Here is a 23428-nt window from a genome sequence, read left to right as displayed (position 1 = left end):
GGACTTACACACTTTTTAGTACACTACCTTTATCTTTATTTATTCTGGTTATCTTATTTATTTTAAATGGACAATAGATTATAAATGTGATGTAACAACTATTAGAAGATAAAACGAAAAGAGCTTCTACCTTCATGACTAGAGGTAGAAGCTCAATAGAGAGGCTGTTACACCTTTCTTGATATACTTTAAACTAACTTTCTATTTTATTTCTTGCAACATCTTTTTGCTTTACCCATGCTAAACTTAAAGGTTCTGTCGATGCAATGGATGCGGTATTGCTCAAGAGCAATGCCTCGTTTACTCCAAGAATCTACACCTCCAAGACCTGCTTGACATGCATCTATGCACAAATTGGTGAATTGCGACTTAGGAACTTGTTGACTATGACGTTGTGTTTTCTTTTCACCATCGTCTAAATCTTCGATGTTATAGTGTAAAGCACTCATTGAACAAGGCTCTAATGGACGAATAAATAATCCCTGACCTGTCTTATCTGTTTGCTTCCAAATACGTATATCGCTCTTTGTTCCTGTTTCTTGTGGACGCACATAAGCAAAGAATTGATCGTCTACATTTTGCTTATAGATACCTATTAGCTGTGATTGTTTACGGTCTGAGTAGTTCTCTACAGGACCTCTTCCATAGAATGTAGATTGCTCCATATCGTAAGGCATTTGCATCAACATACCAAATCTAAACATATCAGGGTTTTTCTTTCCTGGTGTTGTCTGCATGGTTTCTTCTACATCTACCTGACCTGTTTGATAAATGGTATAGGTTAAGAACAGCTTAGCCTCTACTTTTGGCATATCATAACTAGCCTTTACCTTTATAATTGTTTGCTTATTATCTGTTGTTTGCTTTTCTTTTTGAACCTCGAATGCTGTGAGTTGCATTTCAGGATTACGCCAAACTGCGTAGTCTTGTTGTATGCCTGCACCCATATCATTATCGGTTGGAGCTCTCCAGAAGTTTGGTTTAAGTGTTCCACCCTTAGCAATCATTTCTTGATTGTCTATATTATAAGAGGTGAGATAGCCATTTTGCTTATTGAAAGTGAGACTAAACTTAGAATTTTGCACTGTAAGCTCGTTGGTTTTCTTATTATCTTGCACTTTCATCTTATTGTCAACTTTCACACCTTTCTCACAGTTTGCCATAGAGAAACAACCTTGGAAAGGCATAACACCTTCTTGAAGCAAGAACTGATCGTATGCAACTACTTGTCCTTTTTCCATCAATGGCTCTGCATTCTTCAAAACAAAAGAAACATTTAAGAATACTTCGTGATTTGGATAGTTGATGTCTTCTAATGGCAATGCAATCACCTTAGATGTTTGTGGAGCAATGTCTAGATGCTCAACTACACCATTTTGCATTTTCTTTCCATTAGCAACAACTTCCCATTTCAAGGCATAGTTAGATAAATCTCTAAAGAAATTCTCATTGAACACTGTGATTTCCTTCTTCTCTATATTAACATTCTTCACCCAAATATTTTGGTAAAAATAGCCAATTTCAAATACTTCGGGGTTAGGAATACGATCAGGATTAACCAAACCATTACAGTTAAAGTTGTTATCACTTGGATCGTAAGTATTAAAGTCGCCACCATAAGTGTAGATAACGTTTCCTTTGTCATCAGTTTTGCGCAATCCTTGATCTACAAAGTCCCAAATGAAACCACCTTGAAGTTTGTTAGGATATTGACGAATGATATCCCAGTATTCTTTGAATCCTCCACTTGAGTTACCCATAGCGTGAGAGTATTCGCACTGAATAAGTGGACGTTGATCTTCAGGAGCAGTAGACTTAACATAATCTTCCATTTCCTTTTGACTTCTATACATTGGACAGAAAATATCTGTATGGCTGTTCTTAATTGCTCTTTCGAATTGAACAGGACGAGAAGAGTCCATTTCTTTAATCCAATTGTATGCAGCAACGAAGTTAGGACCATCTGCAGTTTCGTTTCCAAGTGACCAGAAAATAACACTTGGATGATTGAAATTGGTTAGAACATTGTGTTGATTGCGCTCTAATATCTGCTTAGCAAAGAGTGGAGTCTTTGATATAGCATCGTCACCATAATGGAAACCATGGCTCTCTTGGTTTGCTTCTGCGCATAGATAGATACCATATTCGTCGCAAAGGTCGTACCACATTGGATCGTCTGGATAGTGACATGTACGTACTGCATTGATGTTAAAGCGTTTCATCAGCTTGATATCTTCTATCATACGCTCACGAGTTACAACATAACCATTTAGTGGATCTACTTCATGACGATTGGCTCCCTTAAAGAATACAGGCTTTCCGTTTACCCAAACTTGGCTTCCTTGCATAGAAACATTTCTGAAACCAACTTTAAAAGGAATAACTCCCACTGTGGTATATTGCACTTTTGCGTTCTTACCTTTACCCTTTCCGATAACCTCTTTACGCATTACGTCTACTAAAAGGGTGTAGAGATAAGGATCTTCTGCGTTCCATTGGCGAACATTCTTTATTTCATAAAGGTTTTGTTTGTCTGCAGATGTAGCATCAAGAACGAGGTTTCCATTCTTATCAAGCAAGCGATAACGAGTAACTACGTTGTTATTGGCATTTTTGGTGATAGAGAGTGTTCCATCTGTATAATTGTTTTTCAAGTCTGCAACAAAACGTATGTCGTTTACATTGGTTGTTTTACTACGTTTATACAAATAACTTTGACGTGCAACACCCGACAAACGCCAGAAATCTTGATCCTCACAATAGGTTCCATCACACCATCTAAATGTTTGGAAAGCTATGAGGTTCTTTCCTGGTTTAATATAAGGTGTAACATCAAACTCAGCAGCTTGCTTCGAATCTTCAGCATAACCAACGAATTGTCCGTTTACCCAAAGATAGATATTTGATGTTACTGATCCGAAATGCGCAATGATTTGCTCGCCATTCCAGTTACTTGGAACATCAATATATCTACGATATGACCCTACTCTGTTATGCTCTGTTGGAACCATTGGTGGGTTATTCTTAAAATGACCACGCCATGGAAAGCCCACATTTACATAGACAGGATCGCCAAATCCGTTTAATTCCCAGTTGCCAGGAACAGGCATTGTTCCCCAAGAAGAATCATTGTAATCAAGTTTATAGAAATCGGTTGGTCGTTCGTTTGCGTTCTCAACACCTTTAAAGCTCCATTTTCCATTCAAAGACAAATAATTGCTCGATTGCTCCTGAAGTCCTTTTAAAGCACTGTTCTCATTTTCATACATAAAGAACGACGTATGAACAGGAAATCTGTTCAATTCATTCACACTCATGTCGTGCCACTCTGTAAACGTAGGTACAACCGTAGCACTAGCAGAAGCTGCGCTAAAAAGTAGGGCAGCCGTAATAAATGATTTTATCATGTATAGGTTGTTATGATTTAAGTTGATGCAAATATAAGTAAAAAGAAATGTTTTTAGACGATATTCTTGTTTTTTATAAATCATTATTGAAATCAAACGTTTTTTATAGAGTCCTCTTTTATGTCTTATTGCTCATTTTCTTATTTTAAAGACTCATCCTATTTTGTAAACAAAAGGAAAACAATTGATTACAAAAATAAAGTCCATAGTCTGTTAACTATTTTCTTATACTCCACAAGCCTCTCCTTTTATATTATATTTACAATAGTTCTTTTTGAGATATTGGGAGGTATTCGGAACATACATCTGTGAATAAAAGTTCCATTTCATCGAAGATTTCCATAAAAAAACTGACATGTTTAAAGAAAAAAGGCATAGGTTTACTTATGATTTATCACCTTTTGCTTCATAATACGTATTCTTTAGTATCCATGCTATCTATATTTTATAGATAAAAAAGCAAATAAGAGGCTTTAAAAGCCCTATAATAAATTTGTTCATTTATTACTTTTATACTAACTTTGTACATTAATATATTATACAATCGATAACGATTTTCGTTAACTTTCATAACAATCACTGCACAAAAGGAAAAAGATGGAATACAATTTTAGAGAAATCGAAAAGAAATGGCAACACTATTGGGTTAAGAACAATACGTATCGTGTTCAAGAAAACAATGAGAAACAAAAATATTATGTACTCAATATGTTTCCATATCCTTCGGGTGCAGGTCTTCATGTGGGCCATCCGCTAGGTTATATTGCAGGAGATATCTTTGCAAGATACAAACGTTTGCAGGGCTTTAATGTGTTGAATCCTATGGGATACGATGCTTATGGACTCCCTGCAGAGCAATATGCCATTCAAACAGGACAACATCCTTTGATAACAACTCAACAAAATATAGAGAGGTATCGTGGCCAGTTAGACAAGATTGGCTTTTCTTTCGATTGGGAAAGAGAAGTTAGAACTTGCGATCCTAAATACTATCATTGGACTCAATGGACATTTATTAAGATGTTCGAAAGCTACTATGACACCGATAAAAACAAGGCTTTGCCTATCAATTCTCTTATTGAGCAACTAGAAAAAGACGGCACAAACAACCTTCATGCAGCAACTTCGAATGAGGAAAGCATTTCTGCTGAAGAGTGGAAAGCGATGAATGAAGAAGAACAACAACGTTTCTTAATGCATTATCGCATTGCTTATCAGGCTGAAACAAAAGTAAACTGGTGTGCTGCTTTGGGCACAGTGCTAGCTAACGATGAGGTCGTTGATGGATTAAGTGTACGTGGCGGTCACCCTGTAGTACAACGCAACATGTTACAATGGTGCCTAAGAGTGTCGGCTTATGCACAACGTTTATTGGAAGGTCTTGACAATTTGCAATGGACCGACTCAATAAAAGAAACCCAAAGAAACTGGATTGGTCGTTCAGAAGGTGCTGAAGTAGAATTCAGATTACAATCAAACGATCTCCCTATAACCGTATTTACAACTCGTGCAGACACCATTTATGGAGTTACATTCATGGTGCTTGCTCCCGAAAGTGAATATGTTAATCTCGTAACAACAGACGAACAAAGAGCTGAAGTTGAAACATATATCACAGAAACAAAGAAAAGAACAGAACGTGAAAGAATCTCCGATCGCCGTGTAAGTGGTGTTTTCTCGGGTTCATACGCTATCAATCCACTCACAAAGGTAGCTGTTCCTATTTGGATTAGCGATTATGTTTTGGCAGGATATGGCACTGGTGCAATCATGGCAGTACCCGCTCACGACAGCAGAGACTACGCTTTTGCTAAACATTTCGATCTTCCTATCATTCCATTAATTGAAGGAGCAGACGTTAGCGAGCAAAGTTTTGACGCCAAAGAGGGTATTGTAATGAATAGTCCTGTTGCCGAGTTAGAAACTGAATTCAAAGCAAATGAAGGCTTAGTACTTAATGGTTTAACTGTAAAAGAAGCTATTAAGGCCACAAAAGCATACATTGCACAACATAATCTCGGTAGAGTTAAGGTGAATTATCGTCTTCGTGACGCTACATTCTCACGTCAACGCTATTGGGGAGAGCCTTTCCCTGTATATTATAAGAATGGTATTCCTTACACACTTCCTGTAGATTGTCTTCCATTAGAGTTGCCTACAATCGACAAATACGAGCCAACAGAAAGCGGAGAACCACCTTTAGGACGTGCAAAGCTATGGGCTTGGGACGAAAAGAACCGCCAAGTGGTAGACAAGAGCTTAATAGACAACCAACAGGTGTTTGCTCTTGAATTGAACACAATGCCTGGTTTTGCAGGAAGTAGTGCTTACTATCTTCGCTATATGGATCCTGCTAACACTAATGAACTTGTTAGTGGCGATGTGGTTAACTACTGGAAGAATGTAGATTTATATCTTGGTGGATCTGAACATGCCACTGGTCACCTTATTTATTCACGTTTCTGGAATAAATTTTTATTTGACTTAGGAACGGCAAAGACCGAAGAACCATTCGAAAGACTTGTGAATCAAGGAATGATTCAAGGTCGTTCTAACTTCGTTTACCGTGTAAAAGACAGCGATAAAGAAGCTCCTTTATTTGTTTCTCTCAATCTAAAAGACCAATACGACACCACACCTATTCACGTAGATGTGAACATTGTGTCGGGCGATGTCTTAGATATTAACGCATTTAAAGCATGGCGTCCAGAGTTCAAGAATGCACAATTCGTTCTTGAAAACGATAAGTATGTTTGTGGATGGGCAATCGAAAAGATGTCAAAATCGATGTTCAACGTAGTTAATCCCGACATGATTGTAGAACGATATGGTGCCGACACACTGCGACTTTACGAGATGTTCCTTGGTCCTTTAGAGCAAAGTAAACCATGGGACACCAACGGAATAGATGGATGTCACCGCTTCTTAAAGAAATTCTGGGGCTTATTCTTTGACAATAGAGAAAGCGATCAGTTGACAATTAACGACGAACCCGCAACAAAAGAACAATTAAAATCTGTGCACAAGCTCATCAAAAAGATTACAGCAGACATTGAAAACTTCTCGTTTAACACTGCTGTTTCTGCCTTTATGATTTGCGTTAACGAGCTATCTCAGCTTAAATGCCACAATAAAGAATTGCTCGAGCAAGTTGTTATATTGCTTAATCCATTCGCACCTCACATCAGTGAAGAGCTTTGGAGCTTACTCGGACATTCTAACAGCGTATGCGATGCAGTATGGCCACAAGTAAATGAGGCTTATCTTGTTGAAGATGAGCAACAGCTTACCATATCATTTAATGGCAAAGCACGTTTCCAAATGAACTTCGCAGCCAACGCTTCATCAGACGAAATACAAACTATCACTTTGCAAGACGAGCGTACTATTAAATACATCGATGGCAAGACAATAGTGAAAGTGATTGTAGTTCCGAAGAAGATTGTGAACATTGTACTAAAAGGATGATAACTATTTAAACACGAAAACAATACTATTTATGAATTTACACAGAGAAATGGTGTACGCAGAGATTAAGGATTATACTTTCATTACTTTAGGTTTACTCCTTTATACCTTTGCTTGGACTGTATTTTTATTACCTTATAAAATTGTAACAGGTGGTGTTACAGGTATCTCTGCTTTGATTTTCTTCGCAACAAAGATACCTATTGCTTATACATATATGCCCATCAATGCCGTGCTTCTTGTGGTTGCACTCTTTGTCTTGGGCTTTAAGTTCATGGCTAAGACCATCTATGCAATCTTTGTACTTGGCTTCTTCGTTAGTGTTGCTCAGGGAATGGTGACTCAACCCGATGGCACTATGTTTCAAATTCTTGGTCCTGGTCAAGAATTTATGTCGGTTATCATTGGTTGTTGCATAACAGGAACCGCCTTATCTATCGTTTTTCTTCACAATGGTTCAACGGGTGGAACTGATATTGTTGCTGCAGTTGTAAACAAATATCACAACCTTTCACTTGGAACTGTGCTCATCATTGTCGATATAGCAATCATTTCAACTTCTTATTTCGTGTTTAACGATTGGAAGAGAATTGTTCTTGGTGTGAGTTCAATGGCTGTTGAATGTTTTGTTCTCGACTTTGTGATGAACAGTAGACGTGAGTCTGTGCAGTTCTTGATATTCTCTCGTAAGTATAAAGAGATTGCGGAAGCTATCGGAACAGAACTTTACCATGGTGTAACCATATTAGATGGACACGGTTGGTATACTGGAAACGAAGTAAAAGTATTGTGCGTTTTGGCAAAAAAATACGAAAGTCAACACATATTCTTCCTCATCAAGATGATAGACCCTAACGCCTTTGTAAGTCAGAGTGCAGTTATTGGTGTCTATGGACAAGGATTCGACGAGATGAAAGTGCGTAAAGCCCGAAAGAAAAAATTAAAACAAGTAACAAGCAAAGATGGAGGAACTGATGAAAATAGTGTTTGCGACCAACAACAATCATAAGCTTTCTGAGATAAGAGACATTCTTAACGAGGCTTGTGAGGTAAATAGTTTAAAAGAAATTGGTTGCGAAGTAGACATCCCAGAAACAGGAACTACACTAGAAGAGAATGCTTTAATCAAAGCCAACTATGTGTGGAATCATTTCCATACCAATGTCTTTGCCGACGATACTGGTCTTGAAATAGAAGCACTTAATGGCGAACCTGGCGTTTATAGTGCACGATATGCAGGCGGAGAAGGACACGATAGCGAAGCCAACATACAGAAAGTGCTAGAAAATCTTGATGGTATAGGCAATCGCAAGGCACGCTTTCGCACCGTTATAGCATTCATTCGCAAAAACAAAGTCACTGGTGAAAAAGAAGTTTCGCTTGTCGAAGGCATTGTAAATGGTAGCATCACCACCCACAAAAGGGGAACAGCTGGCTTTGGATACGATGCCATCTTCATTCCAGAAGGATACGACCAAACTTTTGGAGAGCTAGGAATGGACATTAAAAATGAGATTTCTCACCGTGCAAGAGCCGTGAAAAACTTTGCCAAAGAACTAGAAGATTATATTAAAGAATGAAGAAAATATTAGCTTGCAGTATTCTTTTATTAACATCGTTAATAGCCTTTTGCGCTCCAGTTGGAACGTGGAAGAACTATCTAGCCTATCACAATACCACTGAAATAGAACACGTTGGAGAAATTTATTACGTGCTTGCATCAAGCAGTTTATATTCTTATAACACAAAAGATGGAAGCATTTACACTTATGATAAAACCAACGGACTAAGCGATACGGGCATAAAAGCTATTCAATGGAATAAAAGTTCACGCAAACTAGTTATCGTTTATAAAAACAATAACATCGATCTTCTTTCTGAAAATGGCAAGATCGAGAATCTTCCCGATTATTATTTAAAGGCAATGACCGAAGATAAAACGATACACTCTATTTACAATAATGGTGTATTTGCTTATCTTTCCACTGCCTTTGGCATTCTTAAAATCAACACAAAGAATGCCGAATTCAGCGACACTTATTTCCTTAACGAGTCGGTAGAATATGCTTATATAGCCAAGAACCAACTTTATGCAGCCATACCCACAAGGGGGTTGATGGCTTGTTCGCTTGCATCTAACCCACAAGACAAAAGCAATTGGAGCGTAGTGGGAGCCTATGTTGCCCTTAACAAGCAGCTCAATGCCAGCGACCTTGCCGTTATTAATAAGGTGAAACCCAAGGGAGCGCAATACAATAGTTTTGCTTTCATAACTCTAAAGGGCAATACCCTCTACACCGTTCCAGGCGGATTCAGTTCCATTATTGATGCCTCTACCCCAGGTGCAGTTCAGGTTTACGATGGACAAAAATGGACTTTTTATGAAGATGACTTAACAACTAAGACATCAAATATACCTTATGTGTCTATAACATCAGTGGCTGTAGACCCTAAAGACGCACAACATGTGTTTGCATCAGGTCGAACTGGTTTATACGAGTTTAGAGATGGTAAGTTTATTAAGCACTATACCTATACCAATAGTCCGCTCAAAGCTTTCAAATCCAATAAGCCCAACTACGTTATTACATTGAGTATCTCGTTCGATTCACAAGGAAATTTATACGTACTCAATAGCAATAACCCCGATGGCACATCGCTACTTCGCCTCAACAGCGATGGTTCTTGGGACGATTTGCATCAAGATGCGCTTTTTGCTAACGGCTATTCGTTCCGTGTTCTCACCAACCTCACTTGGGACTCACGCAACCTTCTTTGGTTTGTTAACGACCACTGGGACAACAAGAGCTTAGCTTATTTCAACCCAAAAACCAACCAATTGAAGCTCTACTCTACCTTTTACAATCAAGATGGAGTGGCTTTAGGCGAAGGACGAGTGCATTGTGTGGCTGAAGACAAACAGCAAAACATGTGGATTGGCACAGGAAATGGCCCTGTTATGCTCACCCCTTCGCAGATAAGAAGTGGTAGCGAGAACTTTAATCAGATAAAAGTTCCCCGCAACGACGGCACCAACTTTGCCGATTACTTATTGAGTGGGGTAGACATTACTTGTATTGTTGTAGACGGAGCCAATAGAAAATGGTTTGGAACTAATGGCAATGGTGTTTATCTTATCAGTGCCGATAACCTACAAGAGCTAAAGCATTTCACTGCAGAAAATAGTCCTTTGCTCTCTAACACCATCGAATCGATGGTCATTAACAACAACACAGGTGAAGTATTCTTCGGTACTACTGAAGGACTTTGCTCTTATGTCACCGATGCTACCGATGCTCCAAGCACCTCAAGCGATAGCGATGTGCTAGTTTATCCTAACCCTGTGCTACCCGATTACACAGGTTTAATTACCATAAAAGGACTTGCTTTCGATTCACATGTAAAGATAGTCACCACCAATGGTGCATTGATTGCAGAAGGAAGAAGCAATGGTGGCACCTTTACTTGGGACGGAAACGACCAAAACGGGCAACGTGTTGCAGGCGGAATGTATATTGTTTTATCGGCAACAGCAGAGGGAGAATCGAGCGTTGTAACCAAGATTGCCATCATAAGATAAAGCTTTTATCGAGGTGCAACACTTCCTTTTGCACCCTTACACCCTATTTTTATTAAGAGAAAACAAGCTAAGTGTCCTAACCAAACAACAGAGATGAAACCTTCTCAAAGCACCACTACCGAGCAACACCTCATTCAAAACAATGCAAAAGCGGGTTTAAGTCCACGAATCGAGTGGTTAGATGTGGCACGAGGACTATGTATGTTGCTCATCATCTACGACCATTCCGACAGCTATTTCACCCTTCTCAACCCCCTTTTGCCTTATAATTGGTATGTAGCCAACGTGCTTTGTGCCTTTGTTTTCATTTCAGGTTATTTGTTTCCAACGCACAACCACCTTATAGTAAGCAAGAAAATAAAAAGTATTTTCAGAACTCTAGTGGTGCCCTATCTCTTTTTTAGCACCCTTTTCACCTTTCCAAAAGCCTTTATTCATCAGCAAGATGTAAGCATTTCAGAATCGCTTTTCAACATAGTTAGCGGTCAATCGTCTTGGTTCATCTGCGCCCTTGTGGTGGTAGAACTGCTCTTCGTGGGTTTAGTTCAGCTGTTTAAAGACAATAAAATAGCCGTTTTCATCGTGTCGTTGGCATGCTTCATTCTTGCAACGCTATACCCAGAGCCCAACAACAACTATTGGAGTGCCGTGCAAGCCCTCATTTTTATGCCCTTCTTGTGCATGGGTTGGATAGCCAAACAAAACTCATTCAAGATCAGCAACAAGCATTTTACCCTAGTTTTAGTCCTTTTCATCGTTTTAAAAGTGGTGGGCACACAGATCCACTTCAACGAAGTTATTGCACCCCTGCTCATCAATCAGCCCCTTCTTTTTATGGTAGATATGTTAGTTGGCATCGTTCTACTCATCTTTATAGCGCAGAAAATCAATCGAAACACCTTTATAGAACATGTAGGAAAACACTCTTTGATATGCTATTTTCTATGCGGAGGCGTTCCACTTCTTTTCACTAAGCTATTCGAAAAGATAGGATTGGGTTTTAACAACGCCCCCTATCTCTTACCACTTATCTTTCTTTTCTCTACCTTTATTATCGTTGTGGCAGCCACTTTGATACAGAAATATTTGGGCTTTTTATGGAGTTCTAAGCGCAAGCAATAATCAATTGAACAGCAATGGCAGTGCGACCAGACAAAAAGGAAAATTAAAGGGCGAAATTATTTAGACTCTTTCACATTTCAAAGGATACTCTTTGAGTTACATTCTAAGTCGTTTTTACAACATTTTTAGCCTCATCAACCCTAAAAAGTTGCGGTTTCATCGCTTATTTTTATCGATAGAATAGGCAAAAAGCATCGTTTTATAAAAATATTAGGGCTATTTTTATTTTTCAGCTTCACCACGTTCTCACTGCAAAAGCTATGCTTTTAGGGTTCACCTCTCGCCTTTTATTCAACAAATAACATTCCTTTTGCCATCTAATCTCATTGCTTTTGCTTGCTAAAAGCTATCCTTTTGCTTCCTCAACTCAATGCTTTTACCTTCTAATTGATGCAAAAGCTATGCTCTTTCTTGTCTTCTTGGCACTCAAGCGAAATCATATTAAAATCTACTCTCATTCTAAGTCATTTTCATAAGTAAGTTTCTTCGTCTCCCTTTCTTCGCCTAAAATAGAGAAAAATCACTCCTTCAGATTAAAAAATCTTAACAATTAAATCATAAGAAAACAGCCATTTCATCGTTTTTATAACACACAAACACCAAATCTTGCCCATTTCTTTAAAGTATTATTATCCATAATAATAACGGAATATGAGCAATAATAACTATCTTTGTATTCTTTCTATACGACTTATGCGCTGAGCATCAGAGTAAAAAGGTCGTTCAACGAAAAATGAGAAGATAACAACAGCAATTTAAATACGTAAAAAAATGAAGATAATAGGCATAGTGAACAACTATCCCCAACACGATAATAAAACAGAAGAAACCAATAAAACAACTGCACACCCTGTTCTTTTTACCAAAACAGACGCTACCATTTTGAAAGATGGAAAACCCTTTTTTGTGCCCGACAACATGGGTACAATATCTTGGAGAAGTGCTTTGGTGGTACGTTTATGCAAATTGGGCAAGTCGGTTCCTGCTCGTTTTGCTCACAGATACTATGATGCTATTACCATTGGAGTAGACTTTACGGCTACAGACATGCAAAAGCAACTAGCAAAAGAGGGTCTACCTTGGGACTTAGCAAAAAGCTTTGATGGGTCGTTGGTATTGGGTTCGTGGCTCAGTATCGACCAAATTAAAGACGTAAATATGATTCAATTCAACACCAACATCAACGAAACACCCACAAGTGAGGGCTTTACCAACGACATGTTGCACAAAGTTGATGAGCTGATTGAATATATTTCGCAATTTATAACCATTAAAACTGGCGATTTACTCATCACTGGTGGCGTTGGAGAAGAGCAAGAAGTGCTTATCAACCAACATTTCGAAGGATTTATAGAAAATAGAAAAGTGCTCGATTTTTATAGTCGATAGCACTCTAAACCGCTTATCCTTGCACCGCAAAACTCCTTTTATCAATGAAACAACGACATGTGCATATATTGCTTTTAACACTTGTGCTTGCCTTTGCAACACAAATTTTACATGCTCAACGCTTTTATAATTTAACCTCAGATCAAGTTAAAATAGACTCGGTGTTGCCTCATTTCACCTACACCATTCCGCTTTCTGAAAACTATAACGACTCTATCTATACCGTAGAAATTCTCTATCCTGAGTTTATAGATATGAGTTCTACCGACATTCAACGCTATAATGCATTGTCAGGGAGCATTCTTCCCAATCTACCTGCTATACAACAACAGGTGGTTTTCGATAGAAAAAAGCCTTCTTTGCAAATTTCTTTCACTCCATTGGTAATGCGCCAAAACACCAGAAAGTTTTTGGTTAGTTTTATGTTGAGCGTTAAATCAACAGCAAAGAAACGCACTCAGAAAGCTACTCTCACCCGAGTTCCAACGCTTTCTACCAACAGATATGCAGCTAATTCTAAGCTCTCTACTGGTAGATGGGCAAAGATTAGGGTTAAAAACACAGGTGTTTATCAACTTACCAACGATGTTATTAAACGTGCTGGCTTTACTGATATCAACAAAGTGAAGATATATGGCTATGGAGGTTGGCTACAAAACGAGCAGTTCAAAGCCCAAGATTTGGAGCGTTTAGACGACTTAAAAGAGGTTCCTACATGCAACATCAATGGCAAGCGTTTATTCTTTGCCAAGGGAACAGTATCGTGGAGCAGTGCAACAACAAACAAACGCACCCGAAATCCCTATTCTGATTACGGCTATTATTTCATCACTCAAACCGATGAAGAACCCCTAAAACAAGATAGTACAGCCTTTTTAGCATCGTTCTACCCCACTTTTAACGACTATCATAGCATTTATGAGGTAGATAACTATGCATGGTTCGAAGGCGGACGCAATTTGTTTGATGCCGAAGTGCTCAATAATGGGGCTTCAAAAACCTACTCTTTAAAGGCTCCTAAAGGGGTTTCAAGTGCCAAAATGTTAGTAAATATAACCTCAGATAATACTTGTGAGGTGCAAGTAAGTTGCAATGGTAAGGTATACGGCAACATTCCACTATCATGGAACAATTCTTCAAGAGGTTCCGATGTCTTTAATAAGGCGAAAGAAGTAGTTTTTGGCTATACCGTCGACAATGTTTCTGAACAAAATAACGTTACTCTTCAAGTTACAAAGGGTAAGAATGTGCGCTTAGATTATATCACATTAACGTTCAATACTCCTTTTCCTGCCCCACATCTAAAAACAGATAATTTCCCAAGTGCCGAGTATGTGTATAACATTACCAATCAAAATCTACACGCAGATGATTTCTATGACATGGTGATTATTATACCTACCACACAGAAACTACTTGCACAAGCTAAACGATTAAAGGCTTTTCACGAAGAGCACGACAAGATGAAGGTGCGCATTGTACCTGCAGATGAGTTGTTTAATGAGTTCTCAAGCGGAACACCCGATGCTAATGCCTATCGCAGATACATGAAGATGCTATACGATAGAGCAGGAAACAATGAGCAGAAACTACCTAAATATCTTGTTTTATTTGGTGATGCTGCCTTTGATAACCGCATGAATACAGCAGAATGGCGTGGCAAAAATCCTGATGATTACTTACTTTGTTATGAAAGTGAGAACTCTTTTCACAAAGTATATTGCTATGTAGACGATGGCTTTTATTGTCTTTTAGACGACAATGAGGGCGGAAATTTATTGTCGGCAGATAAACCTGACATTGCAGTAGGACGCATTCCTGTTGTGAACGACGCACAAGCTAAGGTGGTAGTAGATAAAATTTTGGCTTATAACGCAAATCATAATGCTGGCGATTGGCAAAATACGATCTTCTTTATGGGCGACGATGGCAACGAAAACTTACACATGCAAGATGTGGAAGATGCTGCAACTATGATCGAAGGAATTAACCCTTCCTATCATATAAAAAAGGTAATGTGGGACGCTTTCAATAGAGTTAACTCTGCACTAGGTCCTACTTATCCTGATGTTAGTAAGATTATTAAACAACAACAGGCTCAAGGTGCACTGATAATGGATTATGTTGGACACGGAATTGAGTATCAAATATCACACGAAAACGTGTTACGCCTAACCGATTTCACCAGCTTTAATAATAAGAATCTACCTCTTTGGATAACTGCTTCATGCGATATTATGCCCTTTGATGGCACCGTTCCAAACATAGGAGAAAGCGCATTGCTTAATCCAAATGGTGGTGCTGTGGCATTCTTTGGCACTACTCGCACGGTATATGCAAACTATAATAAACGCATCAACATGTCTTTCTTGAAGCACGTAATTAGCAATGATGCTAAAGGAAAGCCTATTTCGATTGGCGAAGCACAGCGTTTAGCAAAGAATGATATGATTGATTCGGGAGCAGATCACACGGAAAACAAACTGCAATATGCCCTTCTTGGCGACCCTGCACTGGTTCTTCGTCGTCCAACTATCAATATTTCAATAGATGAAATCAATGGAACTCCTTGCGTAGCAGGTAGCAACATTGTAATAAAGGCAGGCGAAGTAACTACCGTTAAGGGGCACATCGTGAACCATAACAAGTTTAAGGGAAAAGCAACAATACTAGTTCGAGATGGAGAAGAAACCATTGTGGGCAAACAAAACTATAAAGAAGAAGCCACCAATGCATTTACTTATAAAGACAGAACAAAGACTCTTTTCAACGGAACGGATAGCATTAAGGACGGAAAGTTCACGTTCTCGTTTGCTCTGCCTAAAGATATTAGCCATAGTAACAACAGCGGTTTAATCAATGTTTATGCTGTAAACGAGGATAAAACAATATCAGCTAATGGTTATAACAAAGACTTCATCATTCAAGGAAGCAACATCGCACAGATAGACTCAGTTGGTCCGTCTATCTTCTGTTATCTGAATTCACCCTCATTCACTAATGGAGACAAAGTAAACTCTACTCCTTTATTGGCTATTGAGCTTTTAGATAAGAGCGGAATAAATGTGAGTGGCAACGGAATTGGACACGACTTGCAGGTTACTATCGATGGAGATATGAACAAAACATATAACTTGAATAGTAACTTTAAGTTCGACTTCGGCTCTTATAGCAAAGGAAAAGCATTCTTTAATCTACCAGAACTAGAGGCAGGAAACCACCAATTGCGCATAAGGGCATGGGATATTTTCAACAATTCTTCAACAACAGAAATGAATTTTACTGTTGTAAAGGATCTTGAACCTACTATTTTAAATATCGATTGTTCAGATAATCCTGCTAAAATCCATACAACATTCATTGTAAATCACACTTATTCGGGAAACAATATGAATGTAGATATCGAACTATTCGATTCTAATGGTCAGTTGCTTTGGACTCATTCACAGAACAATGTGTCTACCAATGGCTCGTATATGGTACCTTGGGATCTTACTAGCAACAAGGGTTTTGCACTTAAAACTGGAGTTTATCTCTACCGAGTGCTTATTTCTGCAGAAGGAAGTAAACAGATTTCAAAAACAAAGAAACTAATTATTTTAAAACAATAAAAATGTAGTTTATGCGTTTATTGCTTAAAATACATCTCTAAAACATTGATAATACTATGAGTAGAATTAAACTGTTTTTCGCTACTTGCGCTATTTTAAGCTGTTCACTCCATAGCTTTGCACAAGTAGATAAGAACAATATATTTAACCCTGTCACAACTTCTGTAACCTCACAAAGCGTTGCTCCTGATGCAAGAGCAGGCGGTATGGGAGACGTTGGTGCTGCAACCGATCCTGATGTAGCATCACAATATTGGAATGTTGCTAAGTATCCATTCGCAATTAGTCGTGCAGGTGTGGCATTAAACTTTACCCCTTGGCTACGTAAACTTGTGAATGACATGAACCTAGCATATCTCTCTGGTTATTATCGCATTGGAGATTACTCTGCAGTATCAGCATCTTTGCGCTATTTCTCATTGGGAGAGGTACAAACAAACTATAATCCTACACAACAAGGAACAGCTATGACAATCAATCCTTATGAGATGTCGGTCGACGCTGGCTATTCTTTAATGTTGTCAGAGAAGTTCTCTATCGGTACAGCAGTGCGCTTTATCTATTCTGATTTGAAAGCAGATTATACCGATGATGTCACTCCTGGCTCTGCATTTGCTGCCGACTTGGGTGCTTATTATCAAGACTATGTAAATATAGGACAGCGTGAATGTCAGTTAGGACTTGGTTTAAACATCTCTAATATCGGTTCAAAAATATCATTTGGAGGCGACAATAATAGCTATTTCATACCCACCAACCTTCGTTTAGGTACTTCTCTTATGGTGCCAATCGATGAATATAACCGCATAACTTTTGCCGCAGATGCTAACAAGTTGCTTGTTCCTACTCATCCAAAGATAAGAGATGGCGAGTCACCAACAGACTTTGACGCTCGTGTTCAGAAAGAATATTACGATGTTTCGAGCATCAGTGGTATCTTTAAAAGCTTCGGAGATGCCCCCAATGGCTTTAAAGAAGAGTTGCAAGAGATACAATGGAGCCTCGGAGCAGAATATGTTTACAATGATAAATTCACACTTCGTGCGGGCTATCATCACGAAAGTGAAAACAAAGGAAACCGCAAATACTTCACTATGGGTGCAGGTTTCAAAATGAATGTGTTCTCTCTTGATGCTGGTTATGTTATCTCTACCGCAGCAACTAACCCGTTAGACCAAACGTTAAGATTTACCTTAACATTTGATATGGACGGACTTTCAGACTTATTTAAACGATAATTACAATGATAAGAGTTGGATTTGGATATGATGTTCATAAGCTTGTAGAAGGCAGAAGCTTATGGCTTGGCGGAATAAAGATCGACTATTCTCTTGGACTTCTTGGTCATAGCGATGCCGATGTCTTGATACATGCCATCTGTGATGCCATACTTGGGGCTGCAAACATGCGTGACATTGGCTATCATTTCCCCGATACTGCGAACGAAACACTCGATATGGATAGTAAAATTATCTTGAAACAAACCATCGAACTCATCGCAACAAAAGGCTATCACCTTGTGAATGTAGATGCAACAATATGTGCCGAACAACCCAAAATCAATCCCCATATACCTGCAATGCAACAATGTATGGCAGAAATAGCAGGCGTAGACCCTGATTGCTTCAGTATTAAAGCCACCACAAGTGAGCGCATGGGCTTTGTAGGAAGACAAGAAGGAATGGCTGCTTACGCAACTGTTCTCATCGAAAAATAAAACACTTTAATGATAAAAGCATTACTTTTACACGCGAAGATGATTTCTAAAATACAACTAATTGGAAATAAAGAAGTTAGCTTGTTTGTTAAACTGAATAGGTAACGATTTGGAAACGAGCGAACTACTTGGTGTTGCTGTTTTCTGCCTAACAAAGAACGCTTGTTATTCTGTTTGCAAAGATAATACTTTGTTACCGAATAACAAGCGTTTTCAAAGAAATATTCACATATCTGCATTTTGAATTGTTGCTGTTGGAGTTGCTATAATCCTCTCCCTCGCATCTTCTTTCTGTTAGCTTGGTTTCTGAGTTTGCGCTGCCATGCGGTTTCTGCGTAGTCCTCGCCATGTGTGGTTGGTGTAATCATTCCGCCTACTATCTCCACCAAATCATCGGCTGTGCTGATGGCTGCATCTGTCATATCTCTTATAGTTTGTGCGATTTTTGGCGTTTCTTTAGTTGGTGGTGGACTGTATGAACGGCTTGGGGGTACGAGTTGATAGCCAGCATCTTTAGTATCTGTATGCTTTGACGATTTGCGTATTACTTGGTCAGATATATTCGTATCGGCTTTCTTACCTGCCTCGAAGTTCTTTTGCAAAGAACGGTAGCCAAACTCCCTACCGACTTCCGATGCCTTGAACGCATATTCTCCGTATAAGAACTTCAAGCCATAGACCTTGCTCTGCTTGTTCTTCATACGATCTATGGTTACTCCATGCTTGTTCAACTCATAGAGGAACATAGAATGTCCTGTGATACCTGTACTTTTGTACTTTTCAAGTAGGGCATAGCATATTCTTTGTAGTTCTCTCTTTGTTTCCTCTCTTGTGGGATTGGCTTTTGCTTTCTGATGTTTCCTTTTGATTTTGACTTCCTTTGCAATGGTTAAGCCTTTCTCTCTGCTGATTTCCTCTGTTATTCTTGCAGCCTTGTTGCTTACAAAGGTGGTATCATAAACTTCTCCGTATAGGCTGATGCGGTTGGCGATAATGTGGATATGCCTGTTGTCTGTATCCTTATGTGTTACTGCCACCCACTGATGGTTGTCAAGTCCCATTTTCTTGGCAAACAGATGGGCTATTTGGGCAAGTTCAGAAACTGATAGTTTCTTCTCGTCCTGTGGTGCAATGCCGATTTCGATGCGCAAGAATTTATTTCTGCATCTGGTATTGTAATCGCTGACCAATTTCATTTCCTCGTAAATAGCCTTTGATTCTCTGCTACAAAAGTTATGGAAGGCAAGCCGATTACCTAGCTTGCCCTCTCTGAAGATATAGTCCAATGCAGTACTTCCGTGCGCTATCGCCTTACACTTTCCTATCATACCTCGGCAGATTTAAGACCTTATATATATCGTCACCAATGCGGAAGTGAGGGTCGAAAAAACGCTTAAATGCTTCTTTGGCACATATCGAAAGGTTCTTGGTTATCGGCACCCATGACTCGTCCTTTATCCTGATGAGGTTGGAAACCTGTGCGTAGTACATTCCCGTTCGGTGGAGTACGGCAATGGCTTCCTTTTCATTGTTGGTCATCTTGGGAACGGCAATCACTTCACCTCCCATTAGCATCTCACGGCAGTACTCGGAGAACTTCCGACCTGTGCTTTCTGCCTTTGCCTTGATACGCTGCTTCTCCTCCAAAGTACACCTAACCTTGATGAACTCCGTCTTGTTCATCTGCTTTTCTTCATTATCCTGCTGCTGCCATCGAGCAGCTCTTTCCTTGTATTTCTTCATATAAGTTTCTTTGAAAGTTAATCATTATGGATGATTCGTTGCTTCTTAATTCCTGAATGCTGACCGATGAGAACGGAGTGATTACGGTCTAATCTCCCCGACTGTTTGGCGAGGGGAGCAAGCTCAGTTTGTGGGTACAAACTGACGTCTTGCAATATCAGCTGAGATGCCGATAACGCCTTGGGACGTTTCCCCTGCCGAAAGTGAATGCACGACATTCCGTGTTTAACTGCGTTCGTGGTATTCCCACCGTTCAGGCATTGGACTAATAATTATGGTTTTATTTCTTTTGGGGAAGAGTCGAGGGTTTCAAGGAAAAGAAATGACCTTTTTGTGCAAAATCCTCAATCCTTTTTTGTGCTTACAGCTTCCTCCATTTCTCGATGTCTTCCCCATACTCATCTAAATGGCTACGCACGATATTCTCCACGAAGCTTGAAAGATTGCTGCCCCTGTCGCCCAATCTTCGCACAATGAAGTCGGCACGTTCCTGTGTCTCTTTGCTCAGATAGACAGCCTTTCTACTTATCAACTTAATGGGAGTAAGGTAGATTTGTTTATATGCTTCGAGCGTCTCCTTTTTCATTTTGGCACTGATGCGTCTTTGAACGGCTGCGTTCTCTGTGTGCTGTGATGGCACTGCATCTTGTGATAATACAGTATGTTGCTCATATTCCATCTTTTCCGAAAGAGCGTCCGCCTGGTTCATGGGTGTTCTTTTTTCCTGCTTCCTGACCACTTCCCGTTCAGGGATAAACTTGTCTTTTTGTTTGGTAGGCTTTGAATTGGTATCTTCTTCGTTACCACCCAAATAATATGAAAGGTCATACTCTTCTTCTGTTGTTTTCTTCTTTTCCATGTCTTTATCTCATTTTATGTTTAACTTGTTTTACCTTTATGGGATTGGTTTGTGTTTGTGACATCGTCAATGATAGGCTTTTCTGCTGTTCACGCATCCTGTGGATGTGATATTCGTTGAGGTCTTTGAAGTTCCTGTAATGCACGGACATATCATCTACCTTGAAACCAGCCTCCATAAAATCCTCCGTAGCTCTCCGTCCAGCTTCGTCATTGTCAAGGAAGGTACGAATGGAGGACACTTGCCTGTCATTGAGATAGCGAATGCTCCTTGCCACATTACTCACGGAGTTCATCACAAGGCAATGGCTGATGATTTCTTTTTTCATTGAAAGGAAGGATAGAAAGTCCATAAAACCTTCGAACACGCAGACCGGTTTCATTCTATCCGTTATCTTATCCGTGAACACGGGGGTAATATCCTTCGGAGCAATCGTTCCCTTGAAAGAGCCGTTATCCCGAAGCTCATAACCTCCCGATTGATTGGCAAAGCCGATGGCTTGATAGTGCTGCCCTCTTACCTCATAGCTGATACAACGCAGAAAGGGCATAGCCTTTTCTAAATTGATGCAGCGGTCTTCCTCAAGATACTTTAATAAGTGTGGAGGTAAGGTGTCTGATACTTCTATCAGTCTCCTTACTCCACTTGTAGACACTGCTTGTCTGATACTTTCTTGCTTGGAAGAGCCTTGAACACTTTCTCTACGAGGAACGTGCGTTATATCGGGAGCATTCTGCCCCAAAATGCGGATGGCTTCCGACAGTGTGCAGCCCTTTAACCGCATACAAAGGTCGATAATACTTCCGCCTTTGCCTTCGGCATAATCTATCCAGAGGTTCTTCTCTGTGTCTACCTTGAAACTTGGATGCGTGTCTTCACGAAATGGTGAACGGTAGAGAGCATAGGCAGGTGTCCTGCGCACTGGTTTGATACCTTTCCTTTCAAGATACTCCACTATGGGGTATCGCTTAATGCGTGATAAATCTTCTTCTTTCATTGTCATTATAATTATTAGTTGAACATTTATTCATTCTGATTTTAATATCGGATTATATTTTGATTATGCTGATAGCGCAAACTTCATTTATGTTTTTTCGTTTCATAAAGTTTTTCCCCTAAAAACTTTTTTCACTTTTTTCTTACTACATATATTTTGATTGTAAGTGATTGACATTCAGGTATAAGTTGTAGTAAACAACAATACTACACACGCTACTACATCAAACTACCACAGCTATTTACCAGTGGGCAGGGGTGGATTTTCCTAATCTTATACACATAGACAGGACTACAACCCTCACGCCTCTTGCTTACCTTTTCAAAGCCAGCTCTTTTGAGTGCTTCGCCCATACGTTTGAATGTCAAAGGTTGATGCGTATAAACACCTAAATAAGCGAGTATTTCGGTAGTGGTCATGTAAGCACAATGAGGATTGTCCTCTGTTGGCTTTTCAAAACAGCGTAATAGTAGTTCCATTTCAGCGGTCTGCACTTGGAAGTCCTCACTCTCCCTGTATAGCTCCGCTATCTCGTCATCATTGAACCAATAGCGGAAGCCTGATTTTAAAAGGGCCTTCGCTTCGGTATAGACGGCATCCATAGAAATTTCCTTTGCTCGTTCTATGTCAATGGCAAGTACCTCAAAGGGCAGGAAACGCCTGCTTCCTGTCGGGTCGGTCAAAAAGTCATTGCCGTTTACCGATGCTACAAAACTCGCCAAGTGAGAGTGTTCCTCCACATACTTGTCGTAAGGCATACGGTATTTAACCATAGGACAGGTAATAAGGTTCTTGAGTTCATTCTCATCACGCTTGTTGAGGGCTTTGAGCTGGTCGTCTATGTTTACGATGAGGTTCTGACCGATATAAGTAAGTGTGTCCTTCTCCTGCGGATATATTTTTCCTGTGTAGCTGTAACCTTTAAGCGCGGGCGGACAAAGCAAATCAAGAAAGGTAGTCTTGAACTTTCCTTGTTCCCCTGTTAGTACAAGACAGGTATGGTTGCGGCATTCACGGTCGTCCATAGCGTTGGTAACCACTGCAACCAGCCATTTGGTAAGGTATGGCAGCCACTTTTCAGAGTTGCGGACGATAACGCACGATGCAAGGTTGGCTATTGTGCTTTGGTTTACCTCTATCTTGTGCAGCACTTCTGAAGCATCAACCTCTGGCAAAGCCTTGAAGTATTCCTGTATGGGATTGATGCGTGGAGAAAAGCTGCTTTCGATGATGGAATAGAGATTGTCGGAGGAGGTAATGATGCCCATATCTAAATCAAGCTCCCTACGGAGAGAATTGATTTCATAGCGACCAACCTTTGTAAAACGACAGTCTACATCTTTATTGCTACGGTATTCCGTTCTGTCCAGCACGGTATTATACCTGAACACATAGTGCGCACGGAGATAGGTTTCTATTTCGCTGTTCTTGGAGGTGTTTCCCCTGCGTTCGGTAGAATTGCCTGTTGTTTTCATTCTGCTTTTATCTGCTTCATTTTTCATTGTTTACCCGTTTTGGTTTCCAAGAGTGAAGTT

15 protein-coding genes are annotated in these 23428 nt (G+C 39.6%); 9 read left to right on the top strand and 6 right to left on the bottom strand.

The window, feature by feature from the left end:
* Positions 1–206: 206 nt before the first annotated feature.
* Positions 207–3407, bottom strand: coding sequence for a glycoside hydrolase family 2 TIM barrel-domain containing protein (locus HMPREF0669_RS02125; protein WP_009228550.1), 3201 nt, complete (start codon positions 3405–3407; stop codon positions 207–209).
* Between the two features lie 597 nt (positions 3408–4004).
* Here HMPREF0669_RS02125 and leuS point away from each other — a divergent pair.
* From leuS to ispF, 9 genes are all read left to right on the top strand, one after another.
* A complete protein-coding gene (gene leuS / locus HMPREF0669_RS02120; protein ID WP_009228549.1) occupies positions 4005–6875 on the top strand; it encodes a leucine--tRNA ligase in 2871 nt (956 codons plus the stop codon).
* Positions 6876–6906: 31 nt separating this feature from the next.
* A complete protein-coding gene (locus HMPREF0669_RS02115) occupies positions 6907–7884 on the top strand; it encodes a YitT family protein (RefSeq protein ID WP_020967944.1) in 978 nt (325 codons plus the stop codon).
* Positions 7850–8455, top strand: coding sequence for a non-canonical purine NTP diphosphatase (locus HMPREF0669_RS02110; RefSeq protein WP_009228547.1), 606 nt, complete (start codon positions 7850–7852; stop codon positions 8453–8455). Before HMPREF0669_RS02115 ends, HMPREF0669_RS02110 begins: the two co-directional genes overlap by 35 nt.
* Positions 8452–10455 (top strand): two-component regulator propeller domain-containing protein, encoded by a 2004-nt coding sequence (locus HMPREF0669_RS02105; protein ID WP_009228546.1) that lies wholly within the window; start codon positions 8452–8454, stop codon positions 10453–10455. Before HMPREF0669_RS02110 ends, HMPREF0669_RS02105 begins: the two co-directional genes overlap by 4 nt.
* 93 nt (positions 10456–10548) lie before the next feature.
* Positions 10549–11577 (top strand): acyltransferase family protein, encoded by a 1029-nt coding sequence (locus HMPREF0669_RS02100; RefSeq protein WP_009228545.1) that lies wholly within the window; start codon positions 10549–10551, stop codon positions 11575–11577.
* Between the two features lie 771 nt (positions 11578–12348).
* The gene (locus tag HMPREF0669_RS02095; RefSeq protein WP_009228544.1) at positions 12349–12966 is read left to right on the top strand and encodes a fumarylacetoacetate hydrolase family protein; all 618 of its coding nucleotides are present in this window, start codon (positions 12349–12351) and stop codon (positions 12964–12966) included.
* A gap of 44 nt (positions 12967–13010) precedes the next feature.
* Positions 13011–16577 (top strand): type IX secretion system sortase PorU, encoded by a 3567-nt coding sequence (gene porU, locus HMPREF0669_RS02090; RefSeq protein ID WP_020967942.1) that lies wholly within the window; start codon positions 13011–13013, stop codon positions 16575–16577.
* A 56-nt stretch (positions 16578–16633) separates the two neighbouring features.
* Entirely contained in the window at positions 16634–17815 is a 1182-nt protein-coding gene (gene porV / locus HMPREF0669_RS02085; protein WP_009228542.1) for a type IX secretion system outer membrane channel protein PorV, read from the top strand.
* Positions 17816–17820: 5 nt separating this feature from the next.
* Positions 17821–18294, top strand: coding sequence for a 2-C-methyl-D-erythritol 2,4-cyclodiphosphate synthase (gene ispF / locus HMPREF0669_RS02080; RefSeq protein ID WP_009228541.1), 474 nt, complete (start codon positions 17821–17823; stop codon positions 18292–18294).
* Positions 18295–18557: 263 nt separating this feature from the next.
* Here the strand turns inward: ispF and HMPREF0669_RS02070 are convergent, their stop codons facing one another.
* From HMPREF0669_RS02070 to HMPREF0669_RS02050, 5 genes are all read right to left on the bottom strand, one after another.
* Entirely contained in the window at positions 18558–19622 is a 1065-nt protein-coding gene (locus tag HMPREF0669_RS02070) for a relaxase/mobilization nuclease domain-containing protein (protein WP_009228540.1), read from the bottom strand.
* A complete protein-coding gene (locus HMPREF0669_RS02065) occupies positions 19606–20037 on the bottom strand; it encodes a hypothetical protein (RefSeq protein ID WP_009228539.1) in 432 nt (143 codons plus the stop codon). The genes HMPREF0669_RS02070 and HMPREF0669_RS02065 overlap by 17 nt, the downstream gene beginning before the upstream one ends.
* 361 nt (positions 20038–20398) lie before the next feature.
* On the bottom strand, positions 20399–20896 hold the full coding sequence (locus tag HMPREF0669_RS02060; RefSeq protein WP_020967941.1) for a DUF3408 domain-containing protein: 498 nt from the start codon (positions 20894–20896) through the stop codon (positions 20399–20401).
* A gap of 4 nt (positions 20897–20900) precedes the next feature.
* The gene (locus tag HMPREF0669_RS02055) at positions 20901–21893 is read right to left on the bottom strand and encodes a toprim domain-containing protein (RefSeq protein ID WP_009229096.1); all 993 of its coding nucleotides are present in this window, start codon (positions 21891–21893) and stop codon (positions 20901–20903) included.
* Positions 21894–22111: 218 nt separating this feature from the next.
* A complete protein-coding gene (locus tag HMPREF0669_RS02050) occupies positions 22112–23395 on the bottom strand; it encodes a VapE domain-containing protein (protein WP_018361489.1) in 1284 nt (427 codons plus the stop codon).
* Positions 23396–23428 lie beyond the last annotated feature (33 nt).

Source organism: Prevotella sp. oral taxon 299 str. F0039 (assembly GCF_000163055.2).
Classification (GTDB): Bacteria; Bacteroidota; Bacteroidia; order Bacteroidales; family Bacteroidaceae; genus Prevotella.
The sequence above is the reverse complement of the archived record's forward strand: the minus strand, read 5'-3'. Positions and strand labels throughout refer to the sequence as shown.

Excerpts from the sequence above, each read along its gene's own strand:
- HMPREF0669_RS02125 (WP_009228550.1), bottom strand. The coding sequence starts at position 3,407 with ATGATAAAATCATTTATTACGGCTGCCCTACTTTTTAGCGCAGCTTCT.
- leuS (WP_009228549.1), top strand. The coding sequence starts at position 4,005 with ATGGAATACAATTTTAGAGAAATCGAAAAGAAATGGCAACACTATTGG.
- HMPREF0669_RS02115 (WP_020967944.1), top strand. The coding sequence starts at position 6,907 with ATGAATTTACACAGAGAAATGGTGTACGCAGAGATTAAGGATTATACT.
- HMPREF0669_RS02110 (WP_009228547.1), top strand. The coding sequence starts at position 7,850 with ATGAAAATAGTGTTTGCGACCAACAACAATCATAAGCTTTCTGAGATA.
- HMPREF0669_RS02105 (WP_009228546.1), top strand. The coding sequence starts at position 8,452 with ATGAAGAAAATATTAGCTTGCAGTATTCTTTTATTAACATCGTTAATA.
- HMPREF0669_RS02100 (WP_009228545.1), top strand. The coding sequence starts at position 10,549 with ATGAAACCTTCTCAAAGCACCACTACCGAGCAACACCTCATTCAAAAC.
- HMPREF0669_RS02095 (WP_009228544.1), top strand. The coding sequence starts at position 12,349 with ATGAAGATAATAGGCATAGTGAACAACTATCCCCAACACGATAATAAA.
- porU (WP_020967942.1), top strand. The coding sequence starts at position 13,011 with ATGAAACAACGACATGTGCATATATTGCTTTTAACACTTGTGCTTGCC.
- porV (WP_009228542.1), top strand. The coding sequence starts at position 16,634 with ATGAGTAGAATTAAACTGTTTTTCGCTACTTGCGCTATTTTAAGCTGT.
- ispF (WP_009228541.1), top strand. The coding sequence starts at position 17,821 with ATGATAAGAGTTGGATTTGGATATGATGTTCATAAGCTTGTAGAAGGC.
- HMPREF0669_RS02070 (WP_009228540.1), bottom strand. The coding sequence starts at position 19,622 with ATGATAGGAAAGTGTAAGGCGATAGCGCACGGAAGTACTGCATTGGAC.
- HMPREF0669_RS02065 (WP_009228539.1), bottom strand. The coding sequence starts at position 20,037 with ATGAAGAAATACAAGGAAAGAGCTGCTCGATGGCAGCAGCAGGATAAT.
- HMPREF0669_RS02060 (WP_020967941.1), bottom strand. The coding sequence starts at position 20,896 with ATGGAAAAGAAGAAAACAACAGAAGAAGAGTATGACCTTTCATATTAT.
- HMPREF0669_RS02055 (WP_009229096.1), bottom strand. The coding sequence starts at position 21,893 with ATGAAAGAAGAAGATTTATCACGCATTAAGCGATACCCCATAGTGGAG.
- HMPREF0669_RS02050 (WP_018361489.1), bottom strand. The coding sequence starts at position 23,395 with ATGAAAAATGAAGCAGATAAAAGCAGAATGAAAACAACAGGCAATTCT.